General features: G+C 64.2%; 17 protein-coding genes. 13 read left to right on the top strand and 4 right to left on the bottom strand.

Going from position 1 to position 19365, the window contains the following annotated elements; all coding sequences use genetic code 11:
- Positions 1-31: 31 nt before the first annotated feature.
- Both folD and purU read right to left on the bottom strand, forming a co-directional pair.
- Positions 32-952, bottom strand: a complete 921-nt coding sequence (gene folD, locus HALO32_RS00510) for a bifunctional methylenetetrahydrofolate dehydrogenase/methenyltetrahydrofolate cyclohydrolase FolD (protein WP_151441823.1) — start codon at positions 950-952, stop codon at positions 32-34.
- A gap of 16 nt (positions 953-968) precedes the next feature.
- Positions 969-1847: a formyltetrahydrofolate deformylase gene (gene purU / locus HALO32_RS00505; RefSeq protein WP_151441822.1), complete on the bottom strand. Its 879-nt coding sequence runs from the start codon at positions 1845-1847 to the stop codon at positions 969-971.
- A 318-nt stretch (positions 1848-2165) separates the two neighbouring features.
- Between purU and HALO32_RS00500 the strand changes: the two genes are divergently transcribed.
- The 7 genes from HALO32_RS00500 (at position 2166) to HALO32_RS00470 (ending at position 8584) form a co-directional block, all read left to right on the top strand.
- On the top strand, positions 2166-2867 hold the full coding sequence (locus HALO32_RS00500) for a corrinoid protein (RefSeq protein ID WP_151441821.1): 702 nt from the start codon (positions 2166-2168) through the stop codon (positions 2865-2867).
- Positions 2868-2884: 17 nt separating this feature from the next.
- Positions 2885-3511, top strand: a complete 627-nt coding sequence (locus HALO32_RS00495) for a DUF1638 domain-containing protein (protein WP_151441820.1) — start codon at positions 2885-2887, stop codon at positions 3509-3511.
- Positions 3499-3834 (top strand): virulence factor, encoded by a 336-nt coding sequence (locus HALO32_RS00490; RefSeq protein WP_151441819.1) that lies wholly within the window; start codon positions 3499-3501, stop codon positions 3832-3834. The genes HALO32_RS00495 and HALO32_RS00490 overlap by 13 nt, the downstream gene beginning before the upstream one ends.
- Before the next feature lie 50 nt (positions 3835-3884).
- Complete coding sequence (locus HALO32_RS00485; RefSeq protein WP_151441818.1) at positions 3885-4367, top strand: methylenetetrahydrofolate reductase C-terminal domain-containing protein; 483 nt, start codon at positions 3885-3887, stop codon at positions 4365-4367.
- Positions 4367-5431: a methylenetetrahydrofolate reductase gene (locus tag HALO32_RS00480; protein ID WP_151441817.1), complete on the top strand. Its 1065-nt coding sequence runs from the start codon at positions 4367-4369 to the stop codon at positions 5429-5431. The genes HALO32_RS00485 and HALO32_RS00480 overlap by 1 nt, the downstream gene beginning before the upstream one ends.
- Before the next feature lie 109 nt (positions 5432-5540).
- Complete coding sequence (locus HALO32_RS00475; RefSeq protein ID WP_151441816.1) at positions 5541-6455, top strand: dihydropteroate synthase; 915 nt, start codon at positions 5541-5543, stop codon at positions 6453-6455.
- A 95-nt stretch (positions 6456-6550) separates the two neighbouring features.
- The gene (locus tag HALO32_RS00470; protein WP_192576403.1) at positions 6551-8584 is read left to right on the top strand and encodes an ASKHA domain-containing protein; all 2034 of its coding nucleotides are present in this window, start codon (positions 6551-6553) and stop codon (positions 8582-8584) included.
- 58 nt (positions 8585-8642) lie between these two features.
- Here the strand turns inward: HALO32_RS00470 and HALO32_RS00465 are convergent, their stop codons facing one another.
- Complete coding sequence (locus HALO32_RS00465; protein WP_151441814.1) at positions 8643-9929, bottom strand: aromatic ring-hydroxylating oxygenase subunit alpha; 1287 nt, start codon at positions 9927-9929, stop codon at positions 8643-8645.
- 330 nt (positions 9930-10259) lie between these two features.
- Between HALO32_RS00465 and HALO32_RS00460 the strand changes: the two genes are divergently transcribed.
- From HALO32_RS00460 to HALO32_RS00435, 6 genes are all read left to right on the top strand, one after another.
- Positions 10260-11366, top strand: a complete 1107-nt coding sequence (locus HALO32_RS00460; protein ID WP_151441813.1) for a hybrid-cluster NAD(P)-dependent oxidoreductase — start codon at positions 10260-10262, stop codon at positions 11364-11366.
- Positions 11367-11502: 136 nt separating this feature from the next.
- Complete coding sequence (gene glyA, locus HALO32_RS00455) at positions 11503-12813, top strand: serine hydroxymethyltransferase (protein WP_151441812.1); 1311 nt, start codon at positions 11503-11505, stop codon at positions 12811-12813.
- A gap of 47 nt (positions 12814-12860) precedes the next feature.
- Complete coding sequence (locus HALO32_RS00450; RefSeq protein WP_151441811.1) at positions 12861-14111, top strand: sarcosine oxidase subunit beta family protein; 1251 nt, start codon at positions 12861-12863, stop codon at positions 14109-14111.
- A 12-nt stretch (positions 14112-14123) separates the two neighbouring features.
- A complete protein-coding gene (locus tag HALO32_RS00445; protein WP_151441810.1) occupies positions 14124-14480 on the top strand; it encodes a sarcosine oxidase subunit delta in 357 nt (118 codons plus the stop codon).
- A complete protein-coding gene (locus HALO32_RS00440) occupies positions 14477-17515 on the top strand; it encodes a sarcosine oxidase subunit alpha family protein (RefSeq protein ID WP_151441809.1) in 3039 nt (1012 codons plus the stop codon). The genes HALO32_RS00445 and HALO32_RS00440 overlap by 4 nt, the downstream gene beginning before the upstream one ends.
- Positions 17508-18158 (top strand): sarcosine oxidase subunit gamma, encoded by a 651-nt coding sequence (locus HALO32_RS00435; RefSeq protein ID WP_151441808.1) that lies wholly within the window; start codon positions 17508-17510, stop codon positions 18156-18158. The genes HALO32_RS00440 and HALO32_RS00435 overlap by 8 nt, the downstream gene beginning before the upstream one ends.
- 128 nt (positions 18159-18286) lie before the next feature.
- Here HALO32_RS00435 and HALO32_RS00430 read toward each other — a convergent pair whose 3' ends face one another.
- Positions 18287-19318: a LacI family DNA-binding transcriptional regulator gene (locus tag HALO32_RS00430; protein WP_151441807.1), complete on the bottom strand. Its 1032-nt coding sequence runs from the start codon at positions 19316-19318 to the stop codon at positions 18287-18289.
- Positions 19319-19365 lie beyond the last annotated feature (47 nt).

The raw sequence follows: 19365 nt of genomic DNA, 5'->3' as shown, positions 1-19365 counted from the left end.
CAGCTATTGCTCGTCCTGCGTGCGGAGAGCGTCATGTCGGTTCGGCGGTGGTGTCACCCCAGGCGCGCGATACGATGTCGTCGGGAAAGGGGATGTCGTATTGGTGGCACGTCGCCTGGAGGGTGTTGAGCAGCAGGCAGGCGATGGTCATGGGTCCGACGCCGCCCGGCACGGGGGTAATGGCAGCGGCGACGTCGCTGGCCGTGGCGAAGTCCACATCGCCGACCAGGCGCGTCCGGCCCTCGGCCTCGACGCGGTTGATACCCACGTCGATCACCGTGGCACCGGGCTTGATCCAATCACCCTTGATCAGTTGCGGTCGGCCTACCGCGGCCACCAGGATATCCGCCTGTCGGCACAGGTCCTCTAGCTGCCGGGTGCGTGAGTGCGCCACGGTCACCGTGCAGTCTTCCCGCAGCAGCAGACTCGCCATCGGCTTGCCGACGATGTTCGAGCGCCCCAGCACAACGGCATGTTGACCGCTCAAGTCGACCAGCTGGTGCTTGAGCAGCATCAAGCAGCCTAGTGGCGTGCAGGGCACCAGGCCCGGCCCGCCGATGGCCACCTGACCAACGTTGATAGGATGGAAGCCATCAATGTCCTTGCCAGGGTCGATGGCCTGGATAACGCCTGACTCCTCGACCTGGGGCGGCAACGGCAGCTGGACGAGGATGCCGTGCACTTCCGGGTCGCGGTTCAGTCGCTCGATCAGGTCAAGCAGCTTGGTCTGGGGAACGCTGTCGGCAAGGCGATACTCGAACGATGACATGCCGGCCTCGCGCGCCTGTGTTGCCTTGTTGCGCACATAGACTTGGCTGGCCGGGTCCTCGCCCACGAGGATCACGGCAAGGCCGGGAGTGACCAGGTCGTGCTGGCGTAGCCGGCTGACCTGGCGGCCGATCTCCTCACGCAGTCGTGCCGCCAGCGCCTTGCCGTCGATCCGGACAAACATGAGATGTCTCCTTCCGTCAACGGAATACGACGGTCTTGTTGCCGTTGGCAAACACGCGATGTTCCAGGTGGAACCGTACGGCGCGCGACAGGGCCATGTTTTCGGCGTCGCGTCCGACAGCAGACAGTTGAGCCGGGCTGTAGGTGTGATCCACGCGCTCGACGATCTGTTCGATGATCGGGCCCTCGTCGAGATCGGTGGTGACGTAGTGGGCGGTGGCACCGATCAGCTTGACCCCCCGTTCGAAGGCCTGATGATAGGGCTTGGCGCCTTTGAATCCGGGCAGGAAGGAGTGGTGGATATTGATGGCACGACCCGCCAGTTCCTCGCAAAAACGGGAAGAAAGAATTTGCATGTAGCGGGCCAGAACAATCAGCTCAGCGCCGGTTTCCTCGACAATTTCCAGCAGCCTTCTTTCTTGATCCTCCTTGGTGTCCGGGGTCACGGGGAGATGATAGAAGGGGATCTCGTACCAGTCGGCGAGCCGCTTGAGGTCCGGATGGTTGGAGACGATGGCCGGGATCTGCATCTTGATCTCGCCCGTGCGCTTCCGATAAAGCAGGTCATCAAGGCAGTGGTCGAATTTCGACACCATGATAAGCACCTTCGGAGGGGTGAGGGTGTCGTGTATGTCCCACTCCATGCCATCAATTGCGGCGACGCCCCTACCAAAGGCCTCCTTTAGCTCTTCCAGCGGGGGAGTAACATGAGGCGTGGAGGAAAAGACGCATCGGACATAGAAGTTGCCGGTATCAATCTCGTCGAACTGGGCCATCTCCATAATGTAGCAGTTCCGTTCAGCCATAAAGGTGCTGAGGCGAGAAACGGTACCGATGGCGCCTCGGCAGCTCGCCTTCAGCACATAGATGTTCTTCCCTTCGGTCATTGCGGACATGGCGATTCTCGCTGGATTGATTGTTGTTTTGGCTGACTTCTGGGCAATGTACTCCGACCATGCTCGAGCACATGTCTGGAGGCGACGCAGAACGTCGTTGCCGCGACCTGTGAAATACCCTCGAGAATTTATAAAAAATGATATAAATCAATTTATTATCTCTCTTGTTCGTGAGCGAGGTGACAAAGTCAATGGCATGACGTTTCTCGACATGCATGCGTCGCTTGGATGGATGTTGCTTGTCTGTGGTGGGCCTACCTTGTAATCGCAACCATCACCCTTGTCGTGATGGGGTGCCATGACAGGGAGCGGAGTGCCATGACAGAACAGTACAACGAAGACGAAGACTTCGATCTCAACGAATTGCCGGATGATGAGCTGATCGAGCAGATGCATGACGATCTGTACAACGGCCTGCGCGAAGAGGTGGTCGAAGGCACCGAGATCCTGCTGGCGCGCAGCTGGAGTGCCGACCGGGTGCTCGATGAGGCGCTGGTGGGTGGCATGGCCATCGTCGGGGTCGATTTCCGTGACGGCATTCTCTTCGTCCCCGAGGTGCTGCTGGCGGCCAACTCCATGAAAGGCGGTATGGAGGTACTGCGCCCTCTTCTTGCCCAGTCAGGTTCAGAGACCATCGGCAAGATCGTCATCGGTACCGTCAAGGGCGATATTCATGATATCGGAAAGAATCTCGTATCGATGATGATGGAGGGGGCAGGTTTTGAAGTGGTCGACATCGGTATCAATATCCCGGTGGAGACTTACCTCGAAGCGTTAGAGACGCATAAGCCGGACATTCTAGGCATGTCGGCGCTTCTGACCACCACCATGCCTTACATGAAAGTCGTCATTGACACTCTGGTCGAAAAAGGCCTTCGTGACGACATCATCGTCATGGTGGGGGGTGCCCCACTCAATGAGGAATTTGGCCGGGCCATCGGCGCCGATGCCTATTGCCGTGATGCCGGCGTGGCCGTGGATATGGCCAAGGAACTCATTGCCCAGCGTCGCGCTTCCTGACGCCTGGAGGTCCGACAATGTTGCCCGTGCTGATCATCGCCTGCGGAGCCCTGTCCCGGGAGATAAAGGTCCTGATCCGTGCCAATGACTGGCGCAATGTCCGTCTGGAATGCCTGCCAGCGAATCTCCACAACCGCCCGGAACGGATTCCTGCTGCCGTGGCGGAAAAACTGGAAATGGCGTCACAGGGTCAGCGCATTCTCGTCGCCTATGGCGACTGCGGGACCGGGGGGCAACTGGATGCCATGCTGGGGGCCTATGGTGTCGAACGATTGCCGGGCGCGCACTGCTATGACACCTATGCCGGGGAGTCGGTGATGGCAGCGCTCAGCGAACATGAACCGGGTACGTTCTATCTGACCGATTTCCTGGTGCGCCACTTCGATCGGCTGGTCATTCAGGAACTGGGCATCGCGCGTCATCCGGAACTTGTCGGCACCTATTTCGGCCAGTATCGCCGGCTCGTCTATCTGTCACAGCGCCGCGATCCCTTCCTCGAGGCCCAAGCGCGCCGAGCGGCGGACCGGCTGGGGCTGGCCTACGAATCGCACTACACGGGCTACGGGAGTCTGGAGACCAGCCTGGTGCGCCTGATCGAACCGGCCGACACGGCGAACACCGAGGAGACCACATGGGCACATTGACCATCGTCAGCTGGCGAGACATTCCCGCCCAGGTGATCGCCAAGCAGGGACGCAAGACCGCCAAGGTGTTGCTGTCACCGCGCTTCCAGCACGCTATCGACCGCGCGGCCATGCGTGCCGGCAAGGGCGGTTCGGAGGCCTATCTGGCCGACTGGCAGCGCAGCGCGCCCCGTGAGTGTGGCGGCGACCTGCAGGGGCAGGCTGAAGCCGAAGCGGCGCGCCTCGAGGCATGTTTTGACGACGAGGCGCTCAAGCGGCTGGTACGTCAGAAGGGGCTGGCTGAGCCCGCTCGAGGAACCTCGGCAACTGTGGTTCCACGATAACGACCATGACCGGCGTGACGACGAGGCTGCGTCAGTCAAGGAGGTAGAAGATGTACAAGGTGAGGCGCTGGGTGGTTCGACACGCCCGACTGTTCGAGAGCCTGTACCGGGGCTTCGAGCCGGTGCTGATAAGGCTACACCCCTTCTGGCGTCGGATTGGCTACGCGCGGGCCGAAGCGCCGGTCAAGGCCGTCGAGAAACGCGTCAAGGGGTTTCTCTTCGACTGTCAGATGTGTGGCAAGTGCACGCTCTCCGCTACCGGCATGTCGTGCCCGATGAACTGTCCGAAAAATCTGCGCAACGGGCCCTGTGGTGGCGTTCGCGCCAACGGGAACTGCGAGGTCAAGCCGGAAATGCGCTGTGTCTGGGTCGATGCGTGGGAAGGCAGTCGTCAGATGGCGCATGGCGATCGCATCCAGGTGGTGCAGGAGCCGGTGGATTTTCGCCTCGAGGACACCTCCTCCTGGCTGCGCGTGGTGCGTGAGCTGGCCGATCATCCCCGCGAGCGCGCGGATAGCGGAGCCGATGGATAATGAAGTTCGACGACGAGCCCGTGCCGGGCTATTCCCTGCCCATCTTGCCGGGGCATGTCTCGCCCGGGCGTCTGGAACGTGTGCTGCGCGCCGGCAAGTTCGCCATCACCAGCGAGATCGACCCCCCCGACTCGGCTGATCCGGCCGAGGTACTCAAGCGTGCGGCGATCTTCGACGGCTACGTGGATGCCATCAACGCCACCGACGGTTCCGGCGCGCACTGCCACATGTCCAGCGTCGGGGTCTGTTCACTGCTCACGCGCGTGGGTTACGCGACCATTCTTCAGATGTCCTGCCGCGACCGGAACCGTATCGCCATGCAAGGCGAGATCCTGGGTGCCGCGGCCATGGGCGCCTGCAACCTGCTGTGTCTCTCCGGCGACGGCGTCCAGGCGGGTGATCATCCTCAGGCCAAGCCGGTGTTCGACCTCGATTCCATGTCGCTGCTGGAGATTGCCCGTGGTATGCGTGACGACTGCTGCTTCCAGAGCGGTCGCAAGATCAACGTGCCGCCGCGGATCTTCCTCGGCGCGGCTGAGAATCCCTTCGTTCCCCCCGTGGAGTGGCGGCCGCACCGGCTCGCCAAGAAGGCGTCCGCCGGCGCGCAGTTCATCCAGACCCAGTACTGCTTCGACATTCCCCGACTGCGCGACTTCATGCTCAAGGTGAACGACCTGGGGCTGCTCGAGGGGCCGGATCGCGTCTTCATCTTGCCCGGCATCGGGCCCTTGGCGTCGGCGCGAAGCGCCCGCTGGATTCGCGAGAAAGTGCCCGGCGTCCATATTCCGGATGCCGTGATCGCTCGTCTCGAGGGGGCCGAGAACCAGAAGGAGGAGGGCAAGCGGCTGTGCATGGATCTGTTGCACCAGATCCGCGAGATCCCCGGCGTCAGCGGTGCCCATATCATGGCCTACCGCCAGGAGCACACCGTGGCCGAGATCATCGAGACTACCGGGGTGCTGGAGGGGCGGGTCCCCTGGTATCCGGGGCGCGACAATCCGGCCGAGCTCAACCCCGAATCCCCCGATGCGCGGCCCGAAGAGCTCGAACCCGTTCAGGGATGACCGTGCTTTGTCGGTGAAGACACCACCTCGGAAACACGTCCGTCGAAATGGCAACGATAGACGGCAACGTTAGATAGCAACAACAAGACTTCACCATTGAGGAAGTACCATGACAGACACCGTTATCAGCTCGCACAAGAAGGAAGTCGTGCTCGGCTTCGAGCGCCCCTTCGTGGTTATCGGCGAGCGCATCAACCCCACCGGGCGCAAGCAGCTGGCGGTGGAGATGGCCGCCGGCGACTTCTCCCGCGTGGTCCAGGACGTGGAGGCCCAGCTGGCACATGGCGCGCACATGCTGGACATCAACGCCGGCATTCCGCTGGCCGATGAGCCGGCCATCCTCGCTCGGACCATCGAGCTGGTGCAGTCGCTGACCGACGTGCCACTCTGCATTGACTCATCCATCGTCAAGGCCCTGGAAGCCGGCCTTTCCGTCTACAAGGGCAAGGCGCTGGTGAATTCTGTCACCGGCGAGGACGAGAGCCTCGAGGCGGTGTTGCCGCTGGTCAAGAAGCATGGTGCGGCGGTGGTGGCGATCAGCAACGACGAGACGGGCATCTCCCAGGATCCGGACGTGCGTTTCGCCATCGCCAAGAAGATCGTCGAGCGTGCCGCTGACCACGGCATTCCCGCCAGCGACGTGGTGGTCGACCCGCTAGTGATGCCCATCGGTGCCGTGGGCTCGGCGGGTCGCCAGGTGTTTGCTCTCTGCCAGCGCCTGCAGAAGGAACTCAGGGTCAACACCACCTGCGGGGCCTCCAACGTCAGCTTCGGCCTCCCCAACCGCAACGGCATCAACGGCGCGTTCATGAGCATGGCCATCGCCTCGGGGATGACCTCGGCGATCACCAACCCGCTGCACAGCGAGATCATGACCTCGATCATGGGTGCGGACGTGATGATGGGGCACGACCCCGACTGCATGCGCTGGATACAGAAGTTCCGCGAGCCGCCGGCCGTGGGTGCGGACGGTGCCGAGGGACGCGGGCGTCGCCAGACCCGGCGTCGGCGTGCGGTCAGCTGAGGCTGGATTGTCGCATGATCACGCATATCGAATGACCGACGTGTCTCTCACGAGGCGTATCGTCCCTGATGAACCCTTGGCGTACGGAGGTCCCCATGCCCGATGCTGACGATGCGCTCGTTGTCTTTACCCCCTCCGGTCGCCGCGGACGCTTCCCGGTGGGCACCCCGGTGCTGGAGGCCGCCCGCGCACTGGGGGTCGATATCGATTCGGTGTGCGGCGGGCGCGGTCTGTGCGGCCGCTGCCAGGTGGACCTCTGCGAGGGCCGCTTTTCCAAGCACGGCGTCGAGTCGTGGCCGGACCACCTCACCGCCAAGAGCCCCACCGAGCAGGCCTGGGAGACGCGCCGCGGGCCGCTGCGCGACGGGCGGCGGCTGAGCTGCTCGACCCAGCTGCTGGGTGACGCCGTGATCGACGTGCCGTCCTCGAGCCAGGTGCACCGCCAGATCGTACGCAAGCGGGCCGAAGTGCTCGATATCGAGCTCGACCCCATCGTGCGCCTCTACTATGTGGAAGTGCAGGAGCCTGACATGCACGTGCCCGCCTCGGATCTGCGGCGACTCAAGGATGCGCTGGCATATGACTGGAACCTGGTCGAGCTGGAGAACGATATCCGGGTCGTCCAGCAGCTGCAGGCGGCCCTGCGACAGGGCGGCTGGGGCGTGACGGTGGCGGTCTACGATGACCGGCGCATCATCGGGGTGTGGTCGGGTTTTCAGGAGCAGATCTACGGCATGGCAGTGGATGTGGGATCGACGACCATCGCCGCCCACCTGTGTAACCTGCAGACCGGGGTGGTGGTGGCCTCTTCGGGGCGCATGAACCCGCAGATCCGCTTCGGCGAGGACCTGATGAGCCGCGTCTCCTATATCATGATGAACCCGGGTGGCGAGCTGGCCATGACGCGCTCGGTGCGTGATGCCCTGAACGAGCTCACCGTTGAGCTGGCCGCCGAGGCGGACGTACACGTGGATGCCATTCTCGAGGCCACGTTTGTCGGCAACCCGATCATGCAGAGCCTAGTGTTCGGCATCAATCCAGTGGAGCTGGGCGGGGCGCCCTTCGCGCTCGCCACCGACGAGGCCATCGACGGGCTATGGGCCACCGAGATGGACCTGGTCATCCATCCCAGCGCCCGGGTCTATGGTCTGCCGTGCATCGCCGGGCACGTAGGCGCCGACACCGCCGGCATGATCCTTTCCGAGACGCCCTACCTGGGCGAGGAGCTGATGCTGCTGGTCGACGTGGGTACCAACGCCGAGATCGTGTTGGGCAATCGCCATCGGCTGTTGGCCTGCTCCAGTCCCACCGGTCCGGCCTTCGAAGGCGCCCAGATCAGCGGTGGGCAGCGGGCCGCATCCGGCGCCATCGAGCGTGTGCGTATCGACCCGCTGACGCTGGAGCCTCGCTACAAGGTGATTGGTTGCGAGCAGTGGTCCGATGAGGCGGGCTTCGAGGAGGGTGTGGCACCCTATGGGGTCACCGGTATCTGCGGCTCGGGGATCATCGAGGTAATCGCCGAGATGTACCTGGCCGGTATCATCAGCCAGGATGGCGTCGTGCAGGGCGGCCTGTCCTCACGCAGCGGGAGAGTCGTGGCAGAAGGTCGGACCTTTTCCTATGTGCTGCACCGCGACGACAGCCGTACCCTGGCCATTACCCAGAACGACATTCGCGCCATCCAATTGGCCAAGGCGGCGCTCTACGCCGGTATCCGCCTGCTGATGGAGCAGTTCGGCACCGAACGCGTTGACCGCATTCGTCTCGCCGGAGCCTTCGGGGCTCATATCGACGTCAAGTACGCCATGATCCTGGGGCTGATCCCTGACTGCGATCTGGATTACGTCACGTCAGCCGGCAACGCCGCCGGCACGGGGGCGCGCATTGCCCTGCTCAGCCGCAAGGCGCGCCGCGAGATCGAGGAAGTGGTCCGTCGTGTCGAGAAGATCGAGACCGCCACCGAGCCCCGCTTCCAGGAGCACTTCGTGAGCGCCATGGCGATTCCCCACAAGTCCGATCCCTTCCCCTTGCTGCGTGAGCACGTGTCTCTGCCCCTGGGCGTGCCCGCAGAACACCACGCTCGCCGCACTTCCAGACGCCGGCGCGCGCCGTCTTCCCTTTCTCCCTGAGCGAACAGCATCGGGCCTCGCACGATGGCGGGGCCCGATGTGACGGGGACGGCTCGCCTCAGCCCTCTACCACCCTCAGGTTCGGCGCGGTGTGGCCGAGATTCTCCAGCAGGCTCTCGCTGTACCAGTCGATGAAGTCGATGACGCCGAACTCGTATGTCTCCGAATAGGGGCCGGGCTCGTAGCCCTTGGAGTTGATCCCACGCTGGTTCTCTTCCGCGAGGCGGCGATCCTGTTCGTTGGTGGCGTCCCAGACGCGGCGCAGTTGGGTCGCGTCGTAATCGACGCCCTCCACGGCATCCTTGTGGACCAGCCACTTGGTGGTCACCACCGTCTGCTGGGGCCCGAGGGGCATCACGCGGAACACTACCGCATGGTCGCCCAGGAAGTGGTTCCAGGAATTGGGCAGATGGAGAATGCGCAAGGCGCCTACATCGGCATTGGGAAGATGCCCCATCAGCTTGCGGCATGCCGGCCGGCCATCGACGGTCATCGAGACGGTGCCTTCCAGCAGGGGCGTGCGCGTCAGACGGTTGCGCTTGCTCAGGCGCCTGAGCTGCCAGGGCACGCCCATCGCATCCCACTGCTGCTGCTTGCGCGCCACCAGTGCCTTGTAAGCCGGCGTGGCGCGCGGGTCCTCGCTGTCGTCGAACTCCTGAAGCGAGTTGAGCAGCTCGGGATGGGCGGCGTTGCAGTGGTAGCACTCGCGATTGTTCTCGATCACCAGCTTCCAGTTGGCCTGCTCGACGATGCTGGATTCCACCGCCACCTTGACGTTGTCCATGTCGTAAGGGGCGAGGTAGTGCTCGAGGCTCTCGAGGAAGTCATCGATGGCGGGGGGGGCCTCGGCCAGGCTGACGAAGATGTAGCCGCCGGCACTTCTCACGTTGACGGGCTTGAGTCCGTAGGCCGCGAGATCGAAGTTGGCGCCCATGTCACTGCCGGCGAACAGCAGACGCCCGTCCAGCTCGTAGGTCCACTGATGGTAGGGGCAGACCAGCTTGGCAACCTTGCCCTTGTCGCTGACGCAGAGTCGGGAGCCGCGATGGCGACACACGTTGTGGAAGGCATGGATCCTGCCATTATCGCCCCGCACGATGATCACCGGATTGTCGCCCACGTCCAGGGTCATGTAGTTGCCCTTGGCGGGAATCTCGCAGGTCATCCCGGCGAACAACCACTCCTTTTCGAAGATCTCCTGCATGTCCAGGGCGAACAAACGGGCATCGTTATAGAAGGGCTGGGGCAACGAGAAGTGCCGACTGCGCTGAGTCAGCATTTCGGCGGTGGCCTCGCGTGCCGATGCCAGAGGGTCATCCAGGCGAGCGGGAGAGATGGGGTCCATGGCGATATGTCCTCTTGCTGGGCCGCTCGGGCGGCCTCGGGGCTGTTCGGGGAAAACCGGGGTCTTGTGGATGGCCGCTCACGGGCGAAAGAAGGTGGCGGATGGCGGCGAGTGTGGATCAGCGGCTGCGGGGACAGTTGTCTGGCCGCGACGCCCGGTGATGTGGCAACGACGCGACTCCCAATAAGAGACCCTCGGGCCGGAGGCTATGGACATGTCCGTGTCGCTGGCAGGCAAGTCGCGAGACATCACCCTGCGCAGAATGCGCACAACGGCAAGCGAGAGACTCGCAGCCGGATACCCTCATGCTGCAGCCCGGGCGATACGATAATGACAATGAGCTTTCTCAATCCCGTCACGACCCAGACCTGGACCAACGGCCGCCACATGGTGCGTTGCGTCAAGGTGATTCAGGAAACCTGGGATACCCGCACTTTCTGCTTCATGGCCGAGCAGCCCGTGATGTTCTTCTTCAAGCCCGGGCAGTTCGTGACGCTGGAGTTGGAGATCGATGGCCAACAGGTGATGCGCTCCTACACCATCTCCAGTTCGCCATCCGTCCCCTATAGCTTTTCGATCACCGTCAAGCGTATCCCCGGAGGGCTGGTCTCCAATTGGCTTCACGACAACCTGGGGGTCAACGACGAGCTGGCCGTTCATGGGCCGGTTGGCAACTTCAACGTCATCGACTACCCCGCGGACAAGGTGCTGATGCTCTCCGGCGGGGTCGGCATCACGCCTCTCATGTCAATGGCCCGTTGGTTCTTCGATACCAATGCGGCCGTGGACCTGCAGTTCGTGCACAGCGCGCGGACGCCGCGCGACGTCATTTTCCACCGTGAACTCGAGCACATCTTCTCGCGGATCCCCGAGTTCCGTCTGCATATCGTGTGCGAGCGTAGCGACGAGCTGGGGGAGGCCTGGGCCGGCTTTCGTGGCTATCTCGGCCTGCCGATGCTCGAGCTGATGGCGCCCGATTTCATGGAGCGCGAGATCTTCTGCTGTGGCCCGACGCCGTACATGGAAGCCATCAAGAGGCTGCTCCGGGCCAAGGGCTTCGACATGACGCACTACCACGAGGAGTCGTTCGGCGCCACGCCGCTGGCGGTCCAGGAGGAGGTGATCGAGCACGTCGAGCAGGCCGAGGCCGAAGCCGAGGAGTTCGATATCGCCGACATGATCAGCGTCGAGTTCCGCCAGTCCGGCAAGAGCGTGCGTATCCACCCCGATGACACGGTGCACAACGCCGCCGCCAAGCTGGGGCTGCATATTCCCAAGGCCTGCGGCATGGGGATCTGTGGGACCTGCCGCGTCCCGCTGACTTCCGGCCAGGTCGAGATGGAACACAACGGCGGCATCACCGATGAGGATGTGGCGGAGGGCTATATTCTCTCCTGCTGCAGCAAGCCGCTGGGCGACCTGGTGGTGGAGTATTGACCGCGCTGTGTCCTGCCGCCGGCGCTCCCCGCCCATTCCAGACACCTGTCTCGCGCAATGACGGCGGCGTCGTTTCCAGAATACGTCGTGCGCCTCTTTCTCTTAACGTAACGAAGCCAACCACCAGGGTGATGTCATGAACACCAACAACCTTACAACGACCGACCCGCAGATTGCTGCCGCCATCGCCGACGAGATGGCCCGCCAGGAAGCCCATATCGAGCTGATTGCCTCGGAGAACTATGCCAGCCCCCAGGTCATGGAAGCCCAGGGCACCCAGCTGACCAACAAGTACGCCGAGGGCTACCCCGGCAAGCGCTACTATGGCGGCTGCGAGCACGTCGACGTGGTCGAGCAGCTGGCCATCGATCGCGCCTGTGACCTGTTCGGCGCCGACTACGCCAACGTCCAGCCCCATTCCGGCGCCCAGGCCAACGCCGCCGCCTTCATGGCCATGGTCTCGCCGGGCGATACCGTGCTGGGCATGAGTCTGGCCCATGGTGGCCACCTGACCCACGGGGCGGCGCCCAATTTCTCCGGGAAATATTACAAGGCCGTCCAGTACGGGCTGAATCCGGAGACCGGCGAAATCGACTACGCCGAGGTCGAGCGGCTCGCTCACGAGCACCAGCCCAGGATGATCATCGCCGGTTTCTCGGCCTATTCTCGCGTCATCAACTGGCGTCGCTTTCGTGATATCGCCGATGCCGTCGGCGCCTGGCTGCTGGTGGACATGGCCCACGTCGCCGGTCTGGTTGCCGCCGGCCACTATCCGAGCCCGCTGCCCCATGCCCATGTGGTGACCACCACGACTCACAAGACCCTGCGTGGACCACGCGGCGGCTTGATCCTTTCCGCCGCTGGCGACGAGGCACTCTACAAGAAGCTCAACGGTGCGGTCTTTCCGGGTCAGCAGGGCGGCCCGCTCATGCACGTCATCGCCGCCAAGGCCGTGGCGTTTCGCGAGGCCATGAGCCAGGACTTCGTGCGCTATCAGCAGCGGGTGATCGACAACGCCCGGCGCATGGCGAAGGTCTTCGTCGAGCGAGATTTCGACGTGGTCTCCGGTGGCACCGATGACCATCTCTTTCTGGTGTCGCTGATTCGCCAGGGGGTGACCGGCAAGGATGCCGACGCGGCGCTGGGTCGGGCCCACATCACCGTCAACAAGAATGCCGTGCCCAACGATCCCCAGAGCCCCTTCGTGACCTCGGGATTGCGCATCGGCACACCGGCCGTCACCACCCGTGGCTTCGATGAAGCGGACTGCGAGGCCCTGGCAGGCTGGATCTGCGACATCCTGGACGCTCTGGCCGCCGGGCAAGACACCGCCGCCGTGGAAGCCGAGGTACAGGCCAAGGTCGCCGAGGTGTGTGCCCGCCATCCGGTCTATGGGTCGGCCACCGCCACCGCCGATGCCGAGCCGTCCGCCGAAACCATCGCTTGAACCGGCCGCCGGGCAGGGCCCGGCGAGGCCGAGCTGAGGAGACCCCTATGCAACATTATTCAGGCTTCGGTCTGGTCAAGCACGCGCTGAGCCACCACGAGAACTGGCAGCGTCAGTGGCGCAATCCCGTGCCCAAGAAGCAGTACGAGGTGATCATCGTCGGCGGGGGCGGCCACGGCCTGGCCACCGCTTACTATCTGGCCAAGGAGTTCGGCATCAAGAATGTGGCGGTGATCGAGAAGGGCTGGCTGGGCGGTGGCAACACCGCCCGCAACACGACCATCGTGCGTTCCAACTACTTGTGGGACGAAGCGGCGGCGCTCTACGAGCACTCGATGAAGCTGTGGGAGGGCCTCTCCCAGGACCTGAACTACAACGTCATGTTTTCCCAGCGCGGCGTGCTGAACCTGGGCCATACCCTGCAGGACATGCGGGATATCCAGCGCCGGGTCAATGCCAACCGCCTCAACGGCATCGATGGAGAAGTCCTGGATGCCAAGGGCGTCCAGGCGCTGGTGCCGATCATGGACTGCTCGAAGAACGCGCGCTACCCGGTGCTCGGGGCGTCCTGGCAGCCGCGAGCCGGGGTGGCGCGTCACGATGCCGTGGCCTGGGGGTTCGCTCGGGCGGCCGATGCCCATGGGGTCGACATCCTCCAGCAGACCGAGGTGACCGGCTTCAAGATCCGCGACGGCCAGATCCACGGCGTGCATACCAACCGCGGTGACATCGAGGCCAGTACCGTCGGTTGCGTGACGGCAGGCAACTCCGGCGTACTGGCCGGCATGGCCGGCATCAAGCTGCCGCTGGAATCGCATCCGCTGCAGGCGCTGGTGTCGGAGCCGCTCAAGCCGGTACTCGATACCGTGGTGATGTCCAACCATGTGCACGGCTACATCAGCCAGTCGGACAAGGGTGACCTGGTCATCGGCGCGGGTATCGACGGCTACAACGGCTACGGTCAACGCGGCAGCTACCCCACCGTGGAGCACACCCTGCAGGCCATCGTCGAGATGTTCCCGATCTTCTCCCGGGTGCGCATGAACCGCCAGTGGGGCGGGATCGTCGATACCTGCCCGGATGCCTGCCCGATCCTTTCCAAGACCCGGGTCAAGGGGCTCTACTTCAACTGCGGCTGGGGTACCGGCGGCTTCAAGGCCACCCCGGGCTCGGGGCACGTCTTCGCCGCCAGTCTTGCCAAGGGCGAGATGCACTCGATTGCCGCGCCGTTTTCCATCGACCGCTTCCATACCGGGGCGCTCGTCGATGAGCACGGTGCCGCCGGCGTGGCCCACTAAGGAGATTTCGCCATGTTCTATATCCACTGTCCCTATTGCGGCGAGCTCCGGGAAGAGGAGGAATTCCACCCCAAGGGCCAGGCCCATATCGCGCGGCCCGCGGACCCCACGGCCTGCACCGACGAGGAGTGGGGCGATTACCTGTTCTTCCGCGACAACCCCCGCGGTATCCATCACGAGCTGTGGGTACACGCCGTGGGTTGCCGCAAGTTCTTCAACATCACGCGTCATACCGTGAGTTACGAGATCCTCGAGACCTTCAAGATGGGCGAGCAGCCGTCGTTCACTACAGAGCATCCCCAGGGCGGCAGCGCCGAGTCGGCGACGCGCCAGGCACAGGACGCGCTACAGGCAGGAGTCCACGCATGAGCCAACCCAATCGACTCGGCCAGGGCGGACGCATCGAACGCTCCCGCAAGTTGACCTTCACCTTTAACGGCAAGCGCTACCAGGGCCATGCCGGCGACACCCTGGCTTCTGCGCTGCTGGCCAACGGCGTAGATATCGTCAATCGCAGCTTCAAGTACTCCCGGCCGCGGGGCATCGTGGCTGCCGGTGCCGAGGAGCCCAATGCCGTGGTCCAGCTCGGCAGCACTGAATCCGGGCAGGTACCCAATGTGCGGGCTACCCAGCAGGCGCTGTTCGAAGGTCTGGAGGCGCGCAGCACCAACGGCTGGCCGAACGTCCAGCGCGACATGATGAGCCTGGTCGGCAAGCTGGGCGGCAAGTTCATGCCGCCCGGGTTCTACTACAAGACGTTCATGGCCCCGGCCTCGCTGTGGATGACCTACGAGAAGTACATTCGCAAGAGCGCGGGCCTGGGGCGCAGCCCCATGGAAAACGATCCGGACATCTACGACCACCTGCATCAACACTGCGAGGTGTTGGTGATCGGCGCCGGACCGGCGGGGCTCGCTGCCGCGCTGGCCGCCGCGCGTAGCGGCGCCCGGGTGATTCTCGTCGATGAACAGGAGGAGATGGGCGGCTCGCTGCTGGATGCCCGTGAGCGTCTCGATGGCAAGCCGGCGACTCAATGGGTCGCCCAGACCCTGAAGGCGCTGGCCGGCATGGACAACGTGACGCTGCTGCCGCGCACCACGGCCAACGGCTACCATGACCACAACTTCGTGACGCTTCACGAGCGTCGCACCGAGCATCTCGGCGAAACGGCAGCTCCGCTCAATGGACGTCGACAGGTACGCTCGCGCATGCATCGCGTGCGGGCCGGCCGCGTGGTGCTGGCGACCGGGACCCATGAGCGGCCGCTGGTCTACGCCAACAATGACGTGCCGGGTAATATGGTCGCCGGTGCCGTGTCGACCTATATCCGTCGCTACGGGGTTGTCCCCGGGCGCCGCCTGGTCCTCTCCACCAGCAATGATCATGCCTACCGTGCCGCTCTGGACTGGCTGGAGAGCGGCCGCGAGGTGGTGGCCATCGCCGACGCCCGTTCCACCCCGGACGGTGAACTGGTCGAACAGGCCCGCGCTCAGGGGATCCGCATCATTACCGGCAGTGCCGTGATCGAGGCCAAGGGCGACACGCGCGTCAGCGGCGCGCGCGTGGCGAAGGTCGATCTGGACGGTTTCCGGGTCGTCGGCGGGGTCGAGACCCTGGAGTGTGACACGCTCGCCAGTTCCGGGGGCTATAGCCCGGTCATTCATCTGGCGTCGCACACCGGCGCACGGCCGACCTGGCGCGACGACCTGCTTGCCTTCCTCCCGACCCTGGTGAAGGGCGTGAGCGTGGCCGGCGGTGCCCAGGGCGTCTTCGCCACCGCCGAGGTGCTGAAGGACGGCGAGACAGCGGGCCGCCAGGCGGCCGGCGAGGCCGGCTTCGAGGCCCCCTCGGTGAGCCTGCCGAAGGTGGCCCGGCGTCGCGATGGCGCGGCCTGCGCGCTCTACCAGGTGCCTCATGAGAAGCCGACGCTGCGCGCCCCCAAGCAGTTCGTCGACCTGCAGAACGATGTCACCGCGGCGGGTATCGAACTGGCGACCCGCGAAGGCTTCGAATCCATCGAGCACGTCAAGCGCTACACCGCCATGGGCTTCGGCACCGACCAGGGCAAGCTCGGCAACATCAACGGCATGGCCATTGCCGCGCGCTGTCTGGACAAGTCGATTCCCGAGGTGGGCACCACGGTGTTCCGTCCCAACTATACGCCGGTGACCATCGGCGCCATTGTCGGTCGCCATTGCCGAGAGCTGTTCGATCCCGAGCGCTATACCGCCATGCACCAGTGGCATGTGGAGCACGGCGCCGAGTTCGAGGACGTGGGCCAGTGGAAGCGACCCTGGTACTTCCCGCGGAAGATCGACGGCAAGACCGAGACCATGCACGACGCGGTGGCCCGGGAGTGTCGCGCCGTGCGCGAGGGGGTGGGTATCCTCGATGCCTCGACATTGGGCAAGATCGACATTCAGGGCCCTGACGCCCGTGAATTCCTGGGGCGGGTCTATACCAACAAGTGGGCCAAGCTGGCACCCGGCCGCGTGCGCTACGGGCTGATGTGCAAGGACGACGGCATGGTGTTCGATGACGGCACCACCAGCTGCCTGGGCGAGAACCACTTCCTGATGACCACTACCACCGGCGGCGCGGCCGGCGTGCTGGAGTGGCTGGAACTGTGGCACCAGACCGAGTGGCCGGAGCTGCAGGTCTATTTCACGTCGGTGACCGATCACTGGGCGACCATGACCGTCACCGGGCCGGAAGCACGCAAGCTGCTGGCCGAGCTCACCGACATCGACCTCGACCGCGAAGCGTTCCAGTTCATGGATTGGCGTGAAGGCACCGTGGCCGACGTCCCGGCCCGGGTGTTCCGCATCTCCTTCACCGGCGAGCTCGCCTACGAGATCAACGTCCAGGCCAACTATGCCCAGCACGTCTGGGAGGCGCTGTTCGCCCATGGCGAGAAATATGACCTGACGCCCTATGGCACGGAGACGATGCACGTCCTGAGGGCGGAAAAGGGCTTCATCATTGCCGGTCAGGAAACCGACGGCTCGGTGACCCCGGAGGATCTCGGCATGAAGTGGTGCGTGGGATACGACAAGCCGTTCTCCTGGATCGGCCAGCGTGCGCTGACGCGTCAGGATACCGCGCGCACCGACCGCAAGCAGCTGGTGGGTCTCAAGCCCAAGGATCCCAAGGTAGTGCTGGAGGAGGGCGCCCAGATCGTCCTCGATCCGAAACATGCGATTCCCATGCCGATGGTCGGTCACGTGACCTCGAGCTACTACAGCCCAACCCTGGACTCAGGCTTTGCCCTGGCGGTGGTCAAGGGTGGTCAGCAGAAGATGGGCGAGACCGTCTACCTGCCCATGGCCGACGGCCGGACCCACGAAGCCGAAATCGTCAGCACGATCTTCATCGATCCCAAGGGAGAGCGCCAGAATGTCTAACACTGCCGTTGAAACGGTCAGGACCTTTGATACCCGCACCGAGGCCAAGATTCCCCTGGAGTCGCCGCTGGCCTACGCCTATCGCCGTTCGGGCGCGCCGGCACCCACCGCCGGGAGTCGCGCGACACTACGCGAGCGGCCCTTTCTCGGCCACCTGATCCTGCGCGGCGGCGCCATCGTGCTCGACGAGGCGGTCCGTGAGTTGCTTGGCGTCTCCTTGCCCGGCGAGCCCCAGGGCCTGGTTCACGATGCCGAGGGAGAGCGTTCCATCCAGTGGATCTCCCCGGACGAGTGGCTGGTGATCGTGCCCGGCGGCGAAGAGTTCGCGCTGGAGAACCGTCTGCGTGAGGCCCTGGCCGACGCCCACTTTGCCATCAGCAACGTCAGCGGCGGCCAGACCCTGGTCGAGCTGGAGGGCGAGGCTGCCCGGGAGCTGCTGATGAAGTCGGTGATCTACGATGTTAATCCCAGCCACTTCCCGGTCGGCAAGGGGGTTACCACGGTCTTTGCCAAGACAACGGTGATCCTGCGCCGACCCAGCGAGTCACGCTGGGAACTGGTGGTACGGCGCAGCTTCGCCGATTACACCTATCGCTGGCTGCTCGATGCCGGCGAGGCGTATGGCATCAGCGTCGAGCGCTGACCCCCGGCCTTACCGTCTAACGGCGGATGCAGCGTGATGGTCTGGTCCCGCCAAATCAGAGAGGCTGATACGATTCGTGATCCGGCCCGGTCGTGCTGGGGAGGGCGACGGTCCTGGGACTTCCGGTCTCAGGTGCTCTGGCCAACCATGAGCGTGAAGCCCACATTCTGCTGCCGTTGTGTCACCGGCTGGTGATCCAGTCGCCTCAAGACCTGCTCGGCCGCCAGTCGGCCCATGGTCTCGCGGGGTGACTGGATGGTGGTCAGCCGCGGCGTGACGTGCTGGCCCAGCGCCAGGCCGTTGAAGCCGGCGATGGCGATGTCCTCGGGGACCCGCAGGCCAAGGCGTTGCGCATGCAGCAGGGCACCGGTCGCCAGGTCATCGTTGGCGAAGTGGATGGCCCTTGCCTCGGGAAAGTCAGCCAGCACCTGATCGAGTCCGGTGGCGCCTGCCGCCAGGCTGCCCAGCCGGTCGAGTTCGATGAGCGGAGCGTCCAGACCCGTGGCGTCGAGTACCTCGCGATGTCCCGTGAAGCGCATGCTGGCACGGTAGTCCCTGTCCAGGCAGGCCCCCACATAGACGATAGCGCGGTGCCCCCGTGCCACCAGGTGGCGGGCCATGCAGCGTCCGGCCTCCTGGTGGTCGAGGCCGACATTCAGGTCAAGGGCGTCGCCCAGTTCCATCACTTCCATGATCGGCTTGTCCCAGTGGCCGAGCAGGCCGAGACAGGCCTCACTGTGTCGCAGTCCGGCCGTGACCAACGCCGAGCACGACCAGCCCAGGAAGGTGCGCACCAGTTGATACTCGCGGTCCAGGTCGTAGTCGGTGTTGCCGAGCAGGATCTGATACCCGCGGGCCTCGAAGGTCTCCTGCAGGCTACGGATCACCTCGATGAACACCGCGTTGGCCAGCGACGGCACGATCACCGCGATGAAGCGGGAGCTGGCCGACGCCAGGCTACCGGCGACGAGGTTGGGCACGTAACCCACCTGGTCGATGGCCTCGAGGACCCGTTTTCGGGTCGCTTCGTTGACACGCTCTGGCGTGTTCAGCGCGCGGGATACGGTAATGGTAGAAACACCAGCCGTATCAGCCACTTGCTTCAGAGTGGGTTGATCGGAACCTCGCCGGCGCCGCTGGCCTGAGTTCGAGTTAGACATTGGTCTCATCCTTGCACGCTGGGCTTGCTGCCGGGAAGTCACTCGTC

The sequence above is a fragment of the Halomonas lysinitropha genome (genome assembly GCF_902500215.1).
GTDB classification, from domain to species: Bacteria; Pseudomonadota; Gammaproteobacteria; order Pseudomonadales; family Halomonadaceae; genus Halomonas; species Halomonas lysinitropha.
The sequence above is the reverse complement of the archived record's forward strand: the minus strand, read 5'-3'. Positions and strand labels throughout refer to the sequence as shown.